Source organism: Streptomyces sp. NPDC021225 (genome assembly GCF_044332865.1).
Taxonomy (GTDB): domain Bacteria; phylum Actinomycetota; class Actinomycetes; order Streptomycetales; family Streptomycetaceae; genus Streptomyces.
In genome coordinates this window covers 719637-736583 of the sequence record NZ_JBIRPV010000001.1, presented here as the reverse complement: position 1 = coordinate 736583, position 16947 = coordinate 719637, and the positions used below count along the sequence as shown (strand labels likewise).

General features: G+C 71.5%; 18 protein-coding genes. 8 read left to right on the top strand and 10 right to left on the bottom strand.

The window, feature by feature from the left end:
• The first annotated feature begins 32 nt into the window (after nt 1–32).
• The gene (locus tag ACH4S9_RS03295; RefSeq protein WP_385341360.1) at nt 33–755 is read left to right on the top strand and encodes a dienelactone hydrolase family protein; all 723 of its coding nucleotides are present in this window, start codon (nt 33–35) and stop codon (nt 753–755) included.
• Nucleotides 756–905: 150 nt separating this feature from the next.
• Here ACH4S9_RS03295 and ACH4S9_RS03290 read toward each other — a convergent pair whose 3' ends face one another.
• The 4 genes from ACH4S9_RS03290 to ACH4S9_RS03275 all read right to left on the bottom strand — a co-directional run bounded on the left by ACH4S9_RS03290 (nt 906) and on the right by ACH4S9_RS03275 (nt 6186).
• Nucleotides 906–3893: a PQQ-dependent sugar dehydrogenase gene (locus tag ACH4S9_RS03290; protein ID WP_398369473.1), complete on the bottom strand. Its 2988-nt coding sequence runs from the start codon at nt 3891–3893 to the stop codon at nt 906–908.
• Nucleotides 3894–3962: 69 nt separating this feature from the next.
• Nucleotides 3963–4745 (bottom strand): NAD(P)-binding domain-containing protein, encoded by a 783-nt coding sequence (locus ACH4S9_RS03285; protein ID WP_398369471.1) that lies wholly within the window; start codon nt 4743–4745, stop codon nt 3963–3965.
• Nucleotides 4742–5203: a hypothetical protein gene (locus ACH4S9_RS03280; protein WP_398369469.1), complete on the bottom strand. Its 462-nt coding sequence runs from the start codon at nt 5201–5203 to the stop codon at nt 4742–4744. The genes ACH4S9_RS03285 and ACH4S9_RS03280 overlap by 4 nt, the downstream gene beginning before the upstream one ends.
• Nucleotides 5200–6186, bottom strand: coding sequence for an alpha/beta hydrolase (locus ACH4S9_RS03275; RefSeq protein WP_398369467.1), 987 nt, complete (start codon nt 6184–6186; stop codon nt 5200–5202). Before ACH4S9_RS03275 ends, ACH4S9_RS03280 begins: the two co-directional genes overlap by 4 nt.
• A gap of 104 nt (nt 6187–6290) precedes the next feature.
• Here ACH4S9_RS03275 and ACH4S9_RS03270 point away from each other — a divergent pair, with 104 nt between their 5' ends.
• Nucleotides 6291–6956, top strand: coding sequence for a TetR/AcrR family transcriptional regulator (locus ACH4S9_RS03270; RefSeq protein ID WP_398369465.1), 666 nt, complete (start codon nt 6291–6293; stop codon nt 6954–6956).
• Here ACH4S9_RS03270 and ACH4S9_RS03265 read toward each other — a convergent pair.
• Nucleotides 6940–7506 carry a TetR/AcrR family transcriptional regulator gene (locus tag ACH4S9_RS03265; RefSeq protein ID WP_398369463.1) on the bottom strand — a complete coding sequence of 189 codons (567 nt, stop codon included), beginning with the start codon at nt 7504–7506 and terminating at the stop codon, nt 6940–6942. The two genes, ACH4S9_RS03270 and ACH4S9_RS03265, sit on opposite strands and share 17 nt — an antisense overlap.
• Before the next feature lie 140 nt (nt 7507–7646).
• Between ACH4S9_RS03265 and ACH4S9_RS03260 the strand changes: the two genes are divergently transcribed.
• Complete coding sequence (locus tag ACH4S9_RS03260; RefSeq protein WP_398369461.1) at nt 7647–8570, top strand: SDR family oxidoreductase; 924 nt, start codon at nt 7647–7649, stop codon at nt 8568–8570.
• 74 nt (nt 8571–8644) lie between these two features.
• On the opposite strand, the gene ACH4S9_RS03255 is transcribed toward ACH4S9_RS03260, so the two are convergent.
• Nucleotides 8645–9025 (bottom strand): VOC family protein, encoded by a 381-nt coding sequence (locus ACH4S9_RS03255; protein ID WP_311722538.1) that lies wholly within the window; start codon nt 9023–9025, stop codon nt 8645–8647.
• Nucleotides 9026–9277: 252 nt separating this feature from the next.
• Between ACH4S9_RS03255 and ACH4S9_RS03250 the strand changes: the two genes are divergently transcribed.
• The 4 genes from ACH4S9_RS03250 to ACH4S9_RS03235 all read left to right on the top strand — a co-directional run bounded on the left by ACH4S9_RS03250 (nt 9278) and on the right by ACH4S9_RS03235 (nt 12908).
• Complete coding sequence (locus ACH4S9_RS03250; protein WP_311722537.1) at nt 9278–9634, top strand: DUF488 family protein; 357 nt, start codon at nt 9278–9280, stop codon at nt 9632–9634.
• Between the two features lie 208 nt (nt 9635–9842).
• Nucleotides 9843–10775, top strand: coding sequence for an NAD(P)H-binding protein (locus ACH4S9_RS03245; protein ID WP_398369458.1), 933 nt, complete (start codon nt 9843–9845; stop codon nt 10773–10775).
• 55 nt (nt 10776–10830) lie between these two features.
• Entirely contained in the window at nt 10831–11841 is a 1011-nt protein-coding gene (locus ACH4S9_RS03240; protein ID WP_398369456.1) for a zinc-binding dehydrogenase, read from the top strand.
• Between the two features lie 209 nt (nt 11842–12050).
• Nucleotides 12051–12908, top strand: a complete 858-nt coding sequence (locus tag ACH4S9_RS03235; protein WP_361182609.1) for an NmrA/HSCARG family protein — start codon at nt 12051–12053, stop codon at nt 12906–12908.
• Between the two features lie 64 nt (nt 12909–12972).
• Here ACH4S9_RS03235 and ACH4S9_RS03230 read toward each other — a convergent pair whose 3' ends face one another.
• Genes ACH4S9_RS03230 through ACH4S9_RS03220 form a run of 3 tightly spaced genes read right to left on the bottom strand, consistent with a single transcriptional unit; the run spans nt 12973 to nt 15080 of the window.
• Nucleotides 12973–13839 (bottom strand): haloalkane dehalogenase, encoded by an 867-nt coding sequence (locus tag ACH4S9_RS03230; protein WP_385341343.1) that lies wholly within the window; start codon nt 13837–13839, stop codon nt 12973–12975.
• Nucleotides 13840–13863: 24 nt separating this feature from the next.
• Nucleotides 13864–14253: a TIGR03618 family F420-dependent PPOX class oxidoreductase gene (locus tag ACH4S9_RS03225; protein ID WP_311722532.1), complete on the bottom strand. Its 390-nt coding sequence runs from the start codon at nt 14251–14253 to the stop codon at nt 13864–13866.
• 2 nt (nt 14254–14255) lie between these two features.
• Nucleotides 14256–15080, bottom strand: coding sequence for an SDR family oxidoreductase (locus ACH4S9_RS03220; RefSeq protein WP_398369453.1), 825 nt, complete (start codon nt 15078–15080; stop codon nt 14256–14258).
• 109 nt (nt 15081–15189) lie between these two features.
• On the opposite strand from ACH4S9_RS03220, the gene ACH4S9_RS03215 reads away from it, so the two are divergent.
• The gene (locus ACH4S9_RS03215) at nt 15190–15783 is read left to right on the top strand and encodes a TetR/AcrR family transcriptional regulator (RefSeq protein WP_398369451.1); all 594 of its coding nucleotides are present in this window, start codon (nt 15190–15192) and stop codon (nt 15781–15783) included.
• Nucleotides 15784–15789: 6 nt separating this feature from the next.
• Here the strand turns inward: ACH4S9_RS03215 and ACH4S9_RS03210 are convergent, their stop codons facing one another.
• A complete protein-coding gene (locus ACH4S9_RS03210) occupies nt 15790–16893 on the bottom strand; it encodes a hypothetical protein (RefSeq protein WP_398369449.1) in 1104 nt (367 codons plus the stop codon).
• Nucleotides 16894–16947 lie beyond the last annotated feature (54 nt).

The following is a 16947-nucleotide window of genomic DNA, read 5'->3' as shown; positions in this document are numbered from 1 at the left end:
GCCGTTCACGCGCACTCCCGAAAGGCACGACCATGCGATTCACTTCTGAACTGCGCCTCGACGACGGCGTCCTCGAACGCGAATTCACCCTCGGTGAGATCCCCGGCATCCTGTGGACGTCTGGATCCGCACCTGCCCCGCTGATCCTGATCGGCCACAACGGCGGCTTGCACAAGCGGGAAGCGCGGCTGGTGGCCCGGGCCCGGCACTGCGCGGCGGAGTACGGCTACGCGGTGGCCGCCATCGACCACCCCGGGCACGGCGAACGGCCCCGTTCCGCCGCCGATGAGCAGGCTCGCGCCGACCTCCGCCGGGCGATGGCGGCCGGCGAGCCGGTCGACGAGATCTTCGAGTCCTTCGTCGGCCCGCTGGTCGAAAAGGCGGTCCCGGAATGGCGGACCACCCTGGACGCCCTCCTTGAGCTGCCCGAGATCGGCGGCCCGGTCGGGTACTCGGGGATGACCGCCATCGGCATTCGGCTGGCGGTGGTCGAACCGCGCATCGCGGCCGCCGGTTTCTTCGCCGGGGGTTACGTGCCCCGCGCCCAGCGCGAGGAGGCCCGGCAGGTCACCATTCCGCTGCTGTTCCTGCTCCAGTGGGACGACGAAGGGAACCCCCGGCAGCGTGCCCTGGACCTGTTCGACGCCTTCGGCACCAGGGAGAAGACGCTGCACGCCAATATGGGCGGGCACGCCGGTACCCCGTGGTTCGAGGTGGAGGACGGGGACCGGTTCTTCGGCCGGCACCTGAAGTGAGGCCGGGCCGTCAGGTCGGCAGCAGACGGTAAACGGTGTCGGCCAGGATGCCTATGGTGCGCGCGAGCACCCCAAGGTGGTGAAGGGCGGTGGCCGGAGAGGACCGGAGCACGTCCGGGCCCTCCGGCCACCCCTACCTGACCTCGACAGCTACGTGCCCGCGTTCGAGTTGCCGCGCAGCTTCACGTTCGCCGTGCTCGCGTTCTTGATCGCCGTTTCGATCTGGGCCATCGACGAGCCGGAGTCGATCCCGGGCAGGGTCGCGGTGTTCACCGCGTACAGCGTGAAGGTGTACGGGTGTGTCGAACCGCCGGGGCAGGGGCCGAAGTACTGCTGGGCATTCGCGCCGCTGCCCATGGCCTTCTGTTTGGCGCCGCCCTGGCCGGGGACGTTGAATCCGGACCCCAGCGCCTCGGGCAGGGACAGCTTGGCGGCCGGGATGTCCCAGATCGCCCAGTGGAGCTTGTTGCCGCTGTTCGCGACGTCCGCGAAGACGATGGCCCAGCTGCGCGCGCCGGTGGTGCCGGTGCCCCAGGCCAGCGGGGGCGAGGGGTCCTGGCCGGCCGTGCCGTCCCCGGCGCAGGTGTGGCGGGTGGGGATGGTCGCGTTGTCGTTGAAGGCGCTGCTGCTGAGCTTGAAGTCACCGGCCGTGCCGTCGTCCGAGTAGACGATGTCGATCCGCAGGACGCGGTCGTTGCCGTCCGTGCCGTCCTTGTCGGTGGAGGTGGTGAGCCAGATGTCGCCGTCGTGGTCGACCTCGACCGTGCGCAGGCGGTCGTAGGTGCCCTGGAAGTACGTCTTCTGCTCGACGAGGTTCGACGAGGAGTCGATCCGCATCCGGTAGACGCGCTTGCCCACGGTGGTGGCGACGAAGACATGGTCATTGATGATGGTCAGCCCGCTGGGCGAGGCCGAGGAGGTGGACCAGGTCTTCTTCGGGGCGATGTAGCCGGAGCCGGAGCAGTCGCCGCTGGTGCCCTCGCAGTTGGGCCAGCCGTAGTTGCCACCCTTCTGGATGAGGTTGACCTCGTCCATGACGCTGTTGCCGAACTCGGACTCCCACAGGCGGCCCTTGGAGTCGAAGTCCAGGCCCTGCGGATTGCGGTGGCCCAGCGACCAGACGGCGTTGCCGAAGGGGTTGTCGGACGGGATGGAGCCGTCGGGGTTGATCCGGAGGATCTTGCCGTTGAGCGAGTTGCGGTCCTGGGCCCGCGACTCGGTCTGGGCGTCGCCCATGGAGGCGTACAGCTTGCCGTCGGGGCCGAAGCGCAGCCGGCCGCCGTTGTGGTAGCGGCTCTTCTCCATGCCCTGGAGCAGCACCTTGTAGCCGCTGAGGGTGTTGTTCTCCAGGGTCATGCGGGCGATGCGGTTGCCCTCGCTGGAGGTGTGCACGAAGTAGAGGTAGTGGTCGGTGGCGAAGGTCGGGGAGACCTCGAGGCCCAGCAGACCGCCCTCGCCGCCGGTGGTCTGGGAGTTGGGCACCTTGCCGACCAGGGTCTTCGTGCCGGACTTGGTCAGCTTGTAGACGTTGAAGGTGTTGCGCTCGGTGAAGACGCCCGTGCCGTCGGGCAGGAAGCCGAGGCCCCAGGCGACGTCCACCCCGCTCGCGAGGGTGCTGACCGTACCGGGGTCGGGGGTGCCGCCGGGCTGGGTGCCGGAGGTGGTCACCGTGATCTCGGGGGTGAAGGGGGACTTGTTGCCCTTGAGGTCGTACGCCCTGCCCTTGAAGGCGTACGCGGTGTTCGGGGTCAGGCCCGCGACGCTGGTCGTGGTGGTCTCGGAGGTGCCGGACAGGGCGCCGTCGCGGTAGATCTCGTAGCCCGTGACCTTGACGTTGTCGCTGGACGCGGCCCAGGACAGATCGACGGTCGTGGCCGTCTTCGAGGGGGAGGTCAGGTTGCCGGGGGTGGTCGGCGGCTCGGTGTCCGGCGGGGCGGGCAGGGTCGCGATGGTGACGGCGTTGGACGCCTCTGAGGCGTTTCCGGCCGCGTCGCGCGCGAAGACGGTCCAGTCGTACGAGGTCTCGGGGTCGAGGTTTTCGACGGTCGCCGCGAGGACGTCCGGGCCGACCTTCTTCATCAACTGGCCGTGCTGGTAGACGTCGTAGCCGGTGACGCCCACGTTGTCGGCCGCCGCGTCCCAGGCCAGCGAGACGGTGGTGGCCGTCGGCTCCTTGTCCTTGCGGAGGTTCGCGGGGGCGGTCGGCCGCTCGGTGTCGGCGGGGCCGGTCGGGGTGACGGTCAGCTTGTCGAGGTTGGGGCCGTCGACGCCGGAGGTGGTCGCGCGGACCTTGTTGCTTCCGGCCTTGAGCGTGGCGTTCACGCTGACCGTCTTCCAGGTGGTCCAGGCGCCGGTCGCCGGGAAGGAGAGGTCGTCGGCGACGGTGGCGCCGCCCACGGCGATGTCGAGCGGGCGGTCGGCGGAGGAGCTGGCGTAGCGGAAGTCGAGCCGGGCGGGGCCGGCCTGTGCCGCGTCGACGCTGAATTCGACGTAGGCGCCCGCGACGACGTCGAAGTTCACGAATCCGGTGCCGGAGTAGCCGTCGTGGTTGGACTCGGCGGCACCCTGGGAGATCTGGGCGGACTCGGCCTCGTAGTCCCTGCCGGCCGGTCCGTCGGCGGCGGTGACATCGACGTAGTCGAGGTTGGGCCCGCCCTCGGCCGCCGCCGAGGTCGTACGGATGGTGTTGGCACCGGCCTTGAGGGTGACGGTCGTGGTCACCGACGACCAGGTGGTCCAGGCGCCGGTGGACGGGAACGCCAGGTCGTCCGCCGCCAGGTCGCCGTTGACGGCGATGTCCAGCGGGCGGTTGGCGTCGGTGCCGTTGGCGTAGCCGAGGGTGAGGGTGGCGCTGCCCGCGGCAGGGGCGTTCACCGTGAACTCGACGTAGCTGCCGACCTGGTTGTCGAAGTTGACGAATCCGGAGCCGGAGTAGCCGTCGTGGTTGGACTCGGCCGCGCCCGCGGAGATGACCGCGGACTCGGCCTCGTACCGCACGGGCGCGGCCTTCGCGCCGGCGGGCTGGGCCCCGGAGGGCTGGGCCGCGCTGAGATTCGGCAGAGCGATGGTTAACGCCGCGGTGGCCGCGGCCACGACGGCACCGACCGCTCGGCGCGGTCTGCGGGGGATGGGTGCCACAGGAGTCCTCCCGGTCGACTGACTGATAGGAAAGATTCCTAACAGTGAGGCAGCAGCGACGCGTCCACGTCAAGAGGCGTGCAGGGGTTCCGTGAGGTCGGCGAGGAGGCCGTCGAGGGCCTGGGCGAGGGCTGCGGAGTTGGCCGGGGTGAACCAGGTGGTGCGGATGCGCTCGTTGTTCCCCTTCGGGGTCTCGTGGTTGGCCGCGAGCTGCTCCAGGGTGCGGGTCTGGTCGCCCAGTGCGCGGCCGACCTCCTGGAAGAGGCCGCGGACGTAGCGGTCCGCGTCACCGGAGGCGATGCCGTGGCCCGCGGCCCACGACGTGAGTGTGGCGAGGTACCGGTAGTGGGTGGTCAGCGTCCCCGTCACCGCGGAGAGGACGTTGAAGGCCGTCTCGTCCGCGACCGGGAGCGCCCCGCCCAGGTGCTCGAAGAGGGAGTCCACTACCGGGTGGGACGGGTACGTCACCGTGACGGAGCGGCGTTCGCGTATGGCGGGCAGGGGGATGGCCCGTACGAGCGGGGCATCGGAGGCCAGCGTCCGGCGCAGATCGTCGTTGCCGACGCCGGACATCACATTGACCACGATCTTGTCGTCGGCCACCGCCAAGCCGGCGAGCGCTTCGTGCCGGTCCTGACGGCGTACGGCGATGATCACGGTCTCGGAGCGGTCCACCACCGCCTGGTTGTCGGGACACACCCGCACGCCCTCGTAGCGCTCGGACAGCTCCGCGGCCGTGCGGGCTCCGCGCGGGGAGAGGAACACCTCGGGCGCATCGTCGCCCCGGTCGCACAGGCCGTCCACGATGGCCCGGCCGATCTCGCCCACCCCGATGATGCCGATGCGCTTCACTGTGTCACCGGGCGAGGTCGTCTCCACAGCAACGCGACCGCCAGGAGTCCTGCCAGGCCGGGAGCCAGGCCGGCCCAGCCCAGCACCGGCGGCAGGCCGGCCTCACCGGAGGTGTCCTCGGTGAGCAGCCCGGTCAGCCCGACGCTTGTGCCGAGCACGAACATCACGGTCGCGGCGGGCCGGGCCCACCGCTTGCCCGCCTTGACCGCCCAGGCCGTCCCGAGCCAGGCGAGGACACCGAGCGCTCCGATGACGGACAGCAGGACCAGGTAAGTGGTGACGGCCGAGTCGACACGCGGCCGGCTGAACGCGGGGTAGCCGGCCCGGATGTGATCGGCCAGCAAATGGGTGGTGGCGCGGTCGGCGTACGGGGCGATCGTCGCGACGACGGTGAGCCCGAGCCCCGCGTACATCGCCGCGACGGCCCCTCGCTCATACCGTGTCTTCGGCATCGTCATCGGATTGCATTCCTTTCGGGGCCCGCGGTGATGGCGGCTCGGAGGAAGTCGAGGATCTCCGTACGGGCGGCCTCGGCCTGCGGCTCCACACCCGGCAGGGTGAGGAACGCGTGCCTCGCGCCCGGGTATTCGGTGAGCCGCACGGATGTCCCGGCCTCCCGCAGCCGCTCGGCATAGCGGCGGCCGTGATCGGCCACCGCATCCTGGGTCGGCACCACGAGGAGCGCCGGGGCCAGCCCGTTCAGGTTGTCGGCGTACAGCGGCGAGAGCGCGCGGGTGTCGGTTCCCGGTGGGACGGAGAGCCGCTGGAACAGGCGCAGTTGTGGCATGGCGCGGGTCGGGTGGTACCCGTACTCGGCGATCGAGGCGTAGTCGAACATCGTCTCGGTCACGTCGACCGCGGGGTTGACCAGCACCTGTGCCGCGAGCCGCAGGCCGGCCTCCCTGGCGCGGATCGCCGTCAGTGCGCTGATCAACGCGCCGCAGCTCTCGCCGAAGACGACCGTGCGCGCCGGGTCGATGCCCCACCGCGCGGGGTGCCGCACCACGTGCTGAAGCACGTCCCAGGCGTCGTCGGCGGCCGCCGACAGCGGAGTTTCCTGGTCGAGGAGGCGGTGCTCGACCGAGACGACGAGTGCGGGCAGTTGGGCGGCGAGGTGGCTGTTGGTCCAGTCGCACTGCACCGCCGTGCCCACGAAACTGCCTCCGTGGACGTGGAGCACGAGGGGCAACTCCGCCCGGTCGGCCCCCTTGCCGCCGTTCTCGGCCGCCGGCCGGTACACCCGGACCGGCAGCTCGCGGCCGGGCAGCGCCACCTGCCGCCAGTCGATCGCGGCGCCCGGATCCGGATTCCCGGTGAGCGCCCGCGCCGCGCTGGACGCCCGGAAGCGGTTCTCCGCGTCGCGGTAGGCAGCCAGTTCCTCGGCCGTTATCGCCGAGAAGTCCGGCTCCGGTGGCCGTTTCACTTCAGTGGCCTCGCTCATGTCTCCCTCTCCCCTTCTCTTCGCATGTCCTCATTATGCACGCAGTGCGTGCAGCAGCAAGTGCATAGATTATGCTGAGTCCGGACGAGAGGAGCGAGAGCGAGATGACAGGCCGAAGGCGCTGGTCGACCGAGGAGATCCTGGACGCGGCGGCGGAGCTGCTGCGCACGAGCGACGCCGAGTCGTTCAGCGTGCGCAAGCTGGCCGCAGCGCTCGGGACCGATTCCTCCAGCCTTTACCGGCACTTCCGCAGCAAGACCGAACTGCTGCGGGCGGTCGCCGACCGGATCCTCCTGGCCGCCATGGACGGCTACCGGCCCGAGGGCGACTGGAAGCAGCGCATCACCGCGCTGGCCCTGCGCGTGAGAGAGGCCTTCGGCCGGCAGCCTCAGCTCGCCGCGGTCTGGGGACGCTATGCGTCAAGCGGCACCGGTTCCCGGCTGGTCATGGAAGAGGTGCTACAGGCCCTGCGGGCGTCGGGCCTGCCCGACGAGGAGATCCCGGCCCGCTACCACCGGATCGCGATCCTCCTCGCCTCGTTGATCGCCTCCGAGGCCGGGGTCAGCACCATCACCCCCGAAGAGTACGAACAGGGCATGGAGCTGTTCCGGGTCGCGGTACTGGGCGCCGACCCCGAACGCTTCCCCGCCCTGGCCCACTTCGCCCGCGACGTCCGGCCCCTCGGGGTGGACCGCCGCGCCGCGTTCGAAGAGATCCTCGCCGCCCAACTCGCCCACATCGAGGCCGGAATCGTCACTCCCCCACAGTGACGGCTTTGAGCTCGTCGAACGACTCCCGGACGAGCCGCGCCAGGCCTCGATCCTCGGCCTCGCCGACCCAGCGCTCGAACGCGACCTTGAAGACGGCGATCCCCGCCTCCGCGGCCAGACTCGCGGCCGGGTCCGCGACGCCGCGCCGGCGCAGCGCGTCGGCCAGCGCCGCGGACCAGGCCGCCATCTTGATCAACTCGCGTTCCCGGAGCTCCGGGTTGGCGACGATGACGGCCTGACGCTTCCGGGAGTGGGCGTGGCGCCCCTGGAACACGGCGGCGACCGCGTCGAGGGCCGCGGTCACCACGGCGATCGGCGCCGTGGACTCGGGCACGGCGGCGACGGTGTTCATCAACAGGTCGTGGAGCGGGCCCGTGCCCCCGAACAGGACCTCGCGCTTGTCGGCGAAGTGCCGGAAGTACGTGCGCTCCGTGAGCCCCGCCCGCTTGGCGATCTCCGCCACCGTCGTCTGCTCGAAGCCGCGCTCGCTGTAGAGGTCCAGCGCCGCCTGCTCGAGCCGCCCGCGCGCGTTCGGCTCCCATCGACTCATGCCGCCGATCTTACGTGATGACAGCGAATGACATCAGCCGTGCTACGGTCCATGACAGTGACTGACATCGCCTATCGGTGCGTCCCGGTCGCCGCGTCATGCCGTGCGGCAGGGACGGCCGGCTTAGCGGAGGTTTTCTCATGCGTGTTTTCGTCACCGGCGCTTCCGGCTGGATCGGCTCCGCCGTTGTTCCCGAACTGATCGGCGCAGGCCATCAGGTCGTCGGGCTCGCCCGCTCGGACGACTCGGCCGCCGCGCTCACCGCGGCCGGGGCGGAGGTGCGGCGCGGCACCCTCGACGACCTCGACGGCCTGCGGAGCGCGGCTGCCGCCTCGGATGGCGTGATCCACCTCGCCTTCAAGCACGACCTCGCCTTCTCGGGAGGCTTCCAGGACGCCACCGAGGCGGATCGCCGCGCCATCGAGACATTTGGCGACGCGCTCGCGGGTTCCGGGCGACCGTTGGTCATCGCCGCCGGGACACTCGGGCTCGCACCTGGGCGCGTGGCCACCGAAGCGGACGGCACTTCCGACGACCCGGCCTCCCTGGGCGCCGGGCGGCACGCCAACGCACAGCTGACGCTGTCCTTCGCGTCCCGCGACATCCGCTCATCGGTCGTGCGGCTCGCCCCGACGGTGCACGGCGACGGCGACAACGGCTTCATGGCGGCGCTGGTCGGCATCGCCCGCGCCCGCGGCGTCTCCGGCTACATCGGCGACGGCACCAACCGCTGGCCCGCGGTGCACCGGTTCGACGCGGCGCGCGTCATCCGCCTTGCGGTCGAGAAGGCCCCGGCGGGATCGGTGCTGCATGCGACCGCCGAGGAGGGCGTGCCGATCCGCGACATCGCCGAAGTGATCGGACGCCATCTCGGCATCCCCGTCGCCTCCGTCTCCCCCGAGGACTCGGCCGAGCACTTCACGTGGCTGGCCGGCTTCCTCGCGTCCGACGGCCCGGCCTCGAGCGCGCTGACCCGCGAGTTGCTGGGGTGGCGGCCCACCCACCCCGGGCTCGTCGACGACCTCGACAAGGGCCACTACTTCCGCACCCCGACGGCCCCCTGACCGGCTGACCGGCCCGACCGGCCGGGTTGGCCGGTCGGTCGGGCTGCTAGGACCGCACCGGGGACACAGAACCGTCAGAGCGGGTTGAGGCGGGCCTTGAGCAGGCAGAACTCATTGCCCTCAGGGTCGGCAAGAACGTGCCACTGCTCCTCGCCGGTCTGGCCGATGTCGGCCGGGCGCGCCCCGAGCTTCAGGAGGCGTTCGAGCTCGGCGTCCTGATCGCGGTCGGTGGCGTTGACGTCGATGTGCAGCCGGGACTTCCCCGGCTCCGGCTCGTCCCTGCGGCTGAGGATGATCGTCGGCTGCGGGCCGCCGAACCCTTCGCGCGGCCCGATCTCGAGGCTGCCGTCCTCTTCGCGATCGAGCACCACGAAGTCCAGGACCTCGCACCAGAACCGCGCCAGCGCCTCGGGGTCGCGGCAACCGAGCACGAGCTCACTGATACGACATGCCATTGACGAAACCTACTCTCAGCGTGGGAACTGCCGGTCGAGACCGTACCGGGCGAGGCGAGCGGGTGCGAAGGGTTTTGGGAGTCCTCGCCTCGCCCGCAACAGACCGTTGCGCCGCAGCCCGGGCGAGCACTGAACCGGCCCGGAGCAAATCCGAGTGGCTGAAGGTAATAATCGTAGGAGGACCGCATCGCATGGCGGGCCGAGTCAGCCGTCGGTGCGGACGTCGGGGACTCGAGAAGGGATGACGGTGCCATGCAGGAGGTGCGCTCGCGCCGCGTTTATGAAGAGGCCGAACGGTCCGACGGCAGGCGCGTACTGGTGGACCGGCTGTGGCCTCGCGGCCTGTCCAAAGAAAAGGCCCATCTGGACGAGTGGCTCAAGGCGGTGGCGCCATCCGATGAGCTGCGCCGTTGGTACGGCCATCAGCCCGCCAAATTCGCCGAGTTCAAGCGCCGCTACAAGACCGAACTGACGGAACCGGACCGGGCCGAGGCATTCCGTCATCTGCGTGACGAGGCCCGGACCGGCCCTGTGACGTTGCTGACCGCGACGAAGGACATCGAGCACAGCGAGGCAGAGGTTCTCGTGCAACTCATGCGCTCGAGGTAGGACACACCGCCATGGCGTCGGCGGCGTGTCCGGACGGCGTGGACGTCGACGTGGACGTCGACGTGGACGTCGACGTGGTGACGGCTGCCAAGGGAAGACCCCCGGTTCGACGGAATTGCCCATGGAGCCGCGACATCGTCCCCGCCGTCGCCGCCGGGGCGCAAGGGTTCCGGTTGCGGCCGGGCCGTGTGCGTCGCACGGTGCTGCTATGGACCGACCTCCGGGAGCGCGCGCGCTGCCCATCCTGGTGACCGGCGCCGCGGGCCGTGTCGGCGCCGTCGGACGTTCGGTCGTCGAGGGCCTCCGGAGACGGGGCCTGCCCGTCCGGGCCGCGGTGCGTCGCGAGGACGACCGCGCGCAGGCGCTGCGGGCGACCGGCGCCGAGGTCGTGGTCATGGACCTGACGCGGGCGGGCGAGGTCGAGAGCGCCCTGGAGGGCTGCGGGCGGATGTACTTCGGCATGGGCGTGTCGGCGCAGTACCTGGAGGCGGCCCTGACGACGGCGGTCGCCGCGCGCGTGTACGGGCGCCTGGAGGTGCTCGTGAACATGTCGCAGCTGACCGTCTCCGAGATGGACCTCACCCATACCTCCGAGTCGGACCAGCACCGGCAGCAGTGGCTGGTCGAGCAGGCCCTCGACTGGTCGGGCCTGCCCGTGGTCGAGATCAGGCCCACCGTGTTCATGGAGAACCCGCTCTTCCGCGTCGGCTTCTCCTCGATCGCGAAGACGGGCACCATCAGGCTGCCCTTCGGCCAGGCGAAGACCTCCCCGGTGGCGGCCGACGACGTCGCCGCGGTCGTGGAGGAGATCCTGGCCGACCCCGCTCCGCACATCGGGCGGATCTACGAGCTGACCGGCCCCCGTTCGGAGGGCATCTCCGCCATGGCGGAGGAGGTGTCCGCGTGCCTGGGCCGGCCGGTCGGCTACCGCGACGTCCCCCTGGAGGAGTGGATCGATCACGATCTCAGGCCGCTGGACCTGCCCGACCACGTCTTCCAGCACATCACCACCATGGCCAGGCTCCATGCGGAGAACCGGTACGACCGCAAGGCGGACGGTGTGCAGCGGGTCACCGGACGGCCCCCTGCCGACGTGGCCGACTTCGTCCGGACGCACGCCGACCTGGTCACCGGCCCATGAGCGGCGAACCGGTCGCCGTGGGCGGCCGACGGCCGAGAACCGCGGAGCGCTCATCATGAACCGTCGTGTCGTCCACACCCGCGGCGGGCCGCCCGCCGAGGTCCTGACCGTCGTCGAGGAGCCCGATCCGACGGCACCCGAGCGCGGCCAGGTCCTCATCCGCACCACGGCCTTCACGGTGCACCCGGGCGATCTCCAGGCCATCGAGGCCTACCCGGGGACGGCCGCGCAGCCGGTTCCGGCCGGTGTGGAGGCCACCGGTGTGGTGGAGGCGATCGGCCCGGGCACGCGCGTGGCACCGGGTGTCGAGGTCGGCGGCCGGGTCACGGTCTTCCTCCATCCGGGGGCGTGGGCCCGGTGGATCGTGGCCGATGCCGAGGTGGTCGTCGCCGTACCGGACGAGCTGTCGGACGAGGTCGCCGCGCAGATGATGGTGAACCCGCTCACCACGGTGATGCTGCGCCGTGAGGCGCAGGAGCACCTGGCCTTTGGATACGACGGCTTCCTGGTGCAGACCGCCGCGGGCTCGTCGGTCGGGCGGCTGGTGACGGGCGTGTGCCGGTTCCACAACCTGCCACTCGTCAATGTCGTCCGCAGCGACCGCGGCGCCGCCGTGCTGCGCGAACGGTTCCCGGACGTGCCGGTCGTGTCGACGGAGCACCCGGGCTGGACCGACGAGGTACGCAAGGTGGTCGGCGGCCGTCCGGTGAGTGTGGCCTTCGACCCGATCGGCGGGAAGCCGGCGGAGAGCCTTCTGGATCTGCTGGCGCCGGGCGGAAAGCTGGTCAGTTACGGGCAGATCGCCGAGGAGCCGATCTCGGTGCACGCCTCGACCCTGCTGAGCAAGTCGCTGACGCTGCGGGGCAAGAACGTCATCGGCTGGTGGCTGTCCGAGGCCTCCGCCGAGCGGCGGGCGTCCGACGTCGCCACCGCGAAGCAGATCGCGCTGGGGCTCACGGACCAGTTCGACGTGGCCGCTGTGTACGGCCTCGGCGAGCTGACCGGCGCCGTGGAGCACGCGGTGCGGCCCGGCAAGGTCGGCGCCGTCCTCGTCCGCCCATGGTAGCCGCCTCGCGCTGTCCCGTGACGACGCCGAGCGCCGCCCGCGCAGCCAGTCCGTGGCCCGCGCCGCCCTCCGCGCCATCCTGCGACACGGTGACCGGGTGCCACCGAACCTGAGCCGACCATGATCGTGTACAACCATGGGGCGCACGGGGCACGAGCGCGCCCATCGAGTTCCGAGGCCGGCGGTCTCGGCCGTTCTACGGAGTACGCATGATCACAGTGCTGGGAGCCACCGGTGGACAGGGCGGCGCGGTGGCACAGGCGTTGCTGGCGTCCGGGCAGAGCGTACGGGCCGTGGTACGTGACGCCGCGGCGCCGCGGGCGCGCCGGCTCGCCGAGCAGGGGGTGGAGGTGTTCCCCGGCGACCTGTCCGACGCCGCGTCCCTGACGGCGGCGTTCGAGGGTGTGTCGGCGGCGTACGCGGTGACCACGCCGTTCGAGTCGGGCACGGACGCGGAGGTGCGGCAGGGGCAGGCGATCGTCGAGGCCGCCGGCCGGGCGGGGCTGGCGCATCTGGTGCTGGCCTCGGTGGCCTCCGCGGACCGCTCCACCGGCATTCCCCACTTCGAGAGCAAGGCGCGGATCGAACAGACGCTGGCGGAGGCGGGCCTGCCGGCGACCGTGGTCGCGCCGACGTACTTCTTCGAGAACGCCCTGGGCGGCCTGGACGAGATCGGCCAGGGCTTGCTGTCGCTCGCGATCCCCGGTGACACTCCGCTCCAGCAGATCGCCCGCCGCGACCTGGGCGCGGTGGTGGCCGCGGTGATCGCCGACCCCGAGCGGTGGATCGGACGGCGGGTGGAGGTCGCGGGCGACGCGCCCACGCCCCGGCAGATGGCCGAGGCGATCGCCGAGGCGGCGGGCGGGCCGGTGGCGTACCGCCATGTGCCGCTGGACCTGGTGCGGCGGGCGAGCGAGGACATGGGGGCCATGTTCACGTTCCTCACCGAGACCGGCTATGCCGTGGACATCGCCGCGCTGCGCGCCGAATTCCCGGACGTCGCCTGGACCTCCTTCGCGGAGTGGGCCGCCGGCCAGCGGTGGCCCAGCCCGCGTCCGCTGGGCTGAGCCGGGTCCGCGCGGCAGAGCCGGTCCCCTCAGGCGCCGCCGCGCTCACGGACCGGAACCGGGTTCACGGGAGGCGGAGGCCGTGTCGGTCCGCCCAGGCCGAAACGGCCTCCGCGATCAGTACGGGCTGGTCCTCGGGGGTGTGATGCCCGGCGACGGCCTCGGAGTGTTCGATCTCCAGGGCGGCGATGTTCTCCGCGCACCACGCGATGGTGTCCGCCTGCATCATGGCCCCCGGCCCGGGCGCGAACGTCAGCAGGAGCTTGGGCACGTCGGGGCTGGCCGCCAGCCACCGGTCGTACGCCTCGATCCTGGCCACGACATCGGCGGGCTCACCGCCCAGCGGCATCGAGCGCGGCCAGCGCAGGAGCGGCAGCCGGCTCTCCCGGGTGGGGTAGGGCTTGCGGTAGACGTCGAGGTCGCCCTGGCTGAGGGGGGTGGCGACGGTGCCGGGCAGGGCCTGCTCGATGAAGGCGTTCTCGTCGAGGATCATCGCCTCGCCGACGCCGTCGGTCTTGATCGCCCGGAACAGCTCCCGGCCGCCCTCGGGAAACTCCTCCCAGGCCATCGGCTTGACGATGGTCTCGGTGAACGCGATGCCGCGCACCCGGTCCGGATGGCGCGCGGCCCAGTCGAAGGCCAGCGCGCCGCCCCAGTCGTGCCCGACGAGCACCACGTCCTGAAGGTCGAGCGCGTCGAACCAGGCGTCCAGGTAGTGGGCGTGGTCGGCGAAGGTGTAGTCGATATCGGGCTTGCCCGACTCGCCCATGCCGATCAGGTCGGGGGCCAGCAGCCGTCCGGCTCCTACGGCCGGCATGACGTGGCGCCACAGGTAGGAGGAGGTCGGGTTGCCGTGCAGAAAGACGATCGGCACGCCGGTGCCGGACTCCTGGTAGTGGATGGTCGAGTCGTGGATGTGGAGGACGGGCATGTTCGGTTCCCTTATCCGGTCCGTTTAGTGGAGGTTGAGGCGTGTGAAGCGGTCGACCGCGATCTCGATGACCACGCGGCCGGGCGGGGCGGGCGGCGGCGTCCTGTAGCGCGCGGTGTAGCGGCGAACGCCCTCGGCCACCCGATCGGGTGCGTCGTGCACGGTGGCGGAACCTTCGAGCGTCACCCACCGGAACCCCACCGCCTGGCAGAGCGCCGCGCGCCCGCCCGGCACGGCGGTGAGGTTCCTGGCCTTGCGCGTCGTGTCGACGGTCAGGACGCGGGCGAGGCTCGCCCGGGCGTCCCAGGTGAAGCGCACCGCGACCACGTGGGGCGAGCCGTCGGGGCGCAAGGTGGTCAGGGTCGCTATGTGCGACTCGGCGAGGAAGTCCTCGGCCGACGCTGTCGTCGGCACCCTCACCGGAAGGCCGCGACGTTGCGTTCGGCCCAGGCTGCGAAGGTGCCCGGCGCCCGGCCCAGGATGTGTTCGGCGTCGTGGCTCACCTGCCGCTCGTCCTCGGTCGGCTCACCCAGGATGGCCAGGGTGCCCTCGACCACGGGCAGCGGCATGAACCGCGCCATCTGCTCATGGGCCTCCTCGCGGGTCTGTTCGGTGAAGCGCACCGGCTCGCCCAGCGCGGCCGCGATCGCCGCTGCCCGCTCGCGCGGGGTGGTGGGGGCGGGGCCGGTGAGGGTGTAGGTGGCGCCCTGGTGGGGGGCCTGGTCGTGCAGGACGGCGGCGGCGACCGCGGCCACGTCGTCGGGGTCGATGAAGGGCAGGCCCACATCGCCGAACGGCGCCGCGGCCTCCCGCCGCGTGCGGATCGACTCGGCCCAGGCGAAGGCGTTGCCGTCCATTCCGCCCGAGCGCAGAACCGTCCAGTCCAGCCCCGACTCCCGTACGGCCGCCTCGAACAGGCGCGGGTGCCCGTACGCCTCAGGGCGGGTCCCCGCGCCCTGCGAGGACAGCAGCACCACGCGGCGGATCCCGGCGGCCTTCGCCACGCCCAGGATGCCCTGCGGGTCCTCCCCCGCCACCAGCAGGAACAGCGCCTCCGCTCCCTCGAACGCGTCCCGCAGACCGGCCGGTTCGGCCAGGTCGGCGGCCACCGCCCGCACCTCCGGGGCCGCGTCGGCGTCGGTGATGTGCCGGGACACGGCCGTCACCGGCACCTGGGCCTCGGTGAGCGTCCGCACCAGCGCCCGCCCGACATTTCCGGTCGCACCGGTCACCACGATCATGTTGTTCTCCCTGTTCCAGAGGTTGGCCGTCGAGTTAGTTAGTTGACTGACTAACCCGTCGCGGACGACGCTAGCACAGTCCGACCACCGGTTGTCTATAGTTAGTCGGGTGACTGACTCAGCGGATGCGCCACCTCGTCGGCAGAAGGCCGTCGGCAAGCGGCAGCGACTGACGGCCGCAGCGGCCCGAGTCCTGCACGAGCAGGGGCTGGAGCGCACGACCATCGCCGATATCGCCCGCGCCGCCGATGTCCCCGCGGGCAATGTGTACTACTACTTCAAAACCAAGGACGAGCTGGTCGAGGCAGCCCTCGCCGAGCATGTCTCCCATCTGAAGGCCCTCACCGACCAGCTCGACCAGCTCCCCGACCCGCGCGAACGCCTCAAGGGGCTGGTGGCCGCGTGGGTCGGGCAGCGCGACACCGCGGCCCGCTACGGCTGCCCCACCGGCACCCTCGCCAGCGAGATCGGCAAACGCGCCGAAGGCGGCCTCGACCTGGTGGCGGGCCATGTCATCCGGCAGCTGCTGGACTGGGCGGAGCGGCAGTACCGCGAGCTGGGCATGGCCGACCCCGAGGGCCTGGCACTCACGCTCGTAAGCGCCTACCAGGGCATGTCCCTGCTCGCCAACACCCTGCGCGACCCGGAGATCATGACCCGCGAGGGGGGCCGCCTCACCCGCTGGCTCGACACCCTGAGCTGAGCCGGCTCACCGGGTCCACAGGTGCAGGGCGTCCCCGGCCTCGGAGCGGGTCAGCCAGGTGCCGTCGCCCAGCGCCGTGGGCCAGCCGGATATGGGGAACGGGTAGTCGATCTGCCCGGCCACTCCCATCCGCGCCGCGTCCAGCAGCCAGTGGCGCTCGGCGCCGAACTCCTCGTCGCTCCCGGCCGTGGCCGCGATGACGGTGTCCTCGTCCAGGAAGCCGGCGTAGTAGTCCCAGTACGGCTCTTCCTCGTCGCTGTCCGGGGGCATCTCGGGGTGGCGGGGCACGGCGGTCGCGGCGTCCGCCCCGGCGAGGACCGAACCGTCGGCGGCGCGGTGCACGGCGAGCGTCTCCTGGTAGTGCGTGACCGTCAGAAAGCGGTCGCCGGACGGGCTGACCGCCAGCAGCACCCAGTCGTCGCCGCCCAGCCGGTCCACGGTGAGCGTCCGGCCGTCCCAGCGGCCCCACAGCAGCGGCACCCCGTCCTGGCCCTCGCCGACGCTCAGGCCCATCTGCCCGGGGTCGGGGTGGGGCACATGGTCCGATCCGGCGGCCGCGGTCTGCGCGTCCACCCGGGCCAGCACCTTGCCGTCCGCGGCGTCGAGCACCAGCCATTCGTCGAGCGCGGCCGGATCGGGGTCGGCGTCCGAAGCGAGCGGGCCGCGGATATGGGCCCAGACCAGCTTGCCGTCGGCCGCGACGGCCGCCGAGCCGCTGTCGGCGTACAGATGACCGTGGGACTCGGGGTATGCGTCGAACGACGTGTGCAGCTCGCGGCAGCTCCCGTCCCAGCAGCCGTGCCGGACCTCCCACCGCACCACGCCCACCGTGTCCACGGCGCGCAGCGCGTGCACCCCGGCGAAGACGGCGAGGTCCAGGCGCGGGGAGACGGTGACGGTGCCGAAGCGGCGCGGCCAGGGCGCCGGGAAGCGGACCTTCGCGGCCTCGCCCCCGGCGGCGCACTCATCGAGGTCGTAGGCCACCACCTCGGCATCGCCACGCTGCACGACCAGCCGGGCCTCCGGCCCGATCTGCGGGGCCGGGGCGTCCGCCGCGGCCAGGTCCAGGGGCGCGGCGAGCGTGGTGACGAGACGGGCGGCGAAGGTCATGGCCCCTCCGGTGTGGACGGCGTTGTGAGAACCGTAGGGCCAGGGTCCGACAAT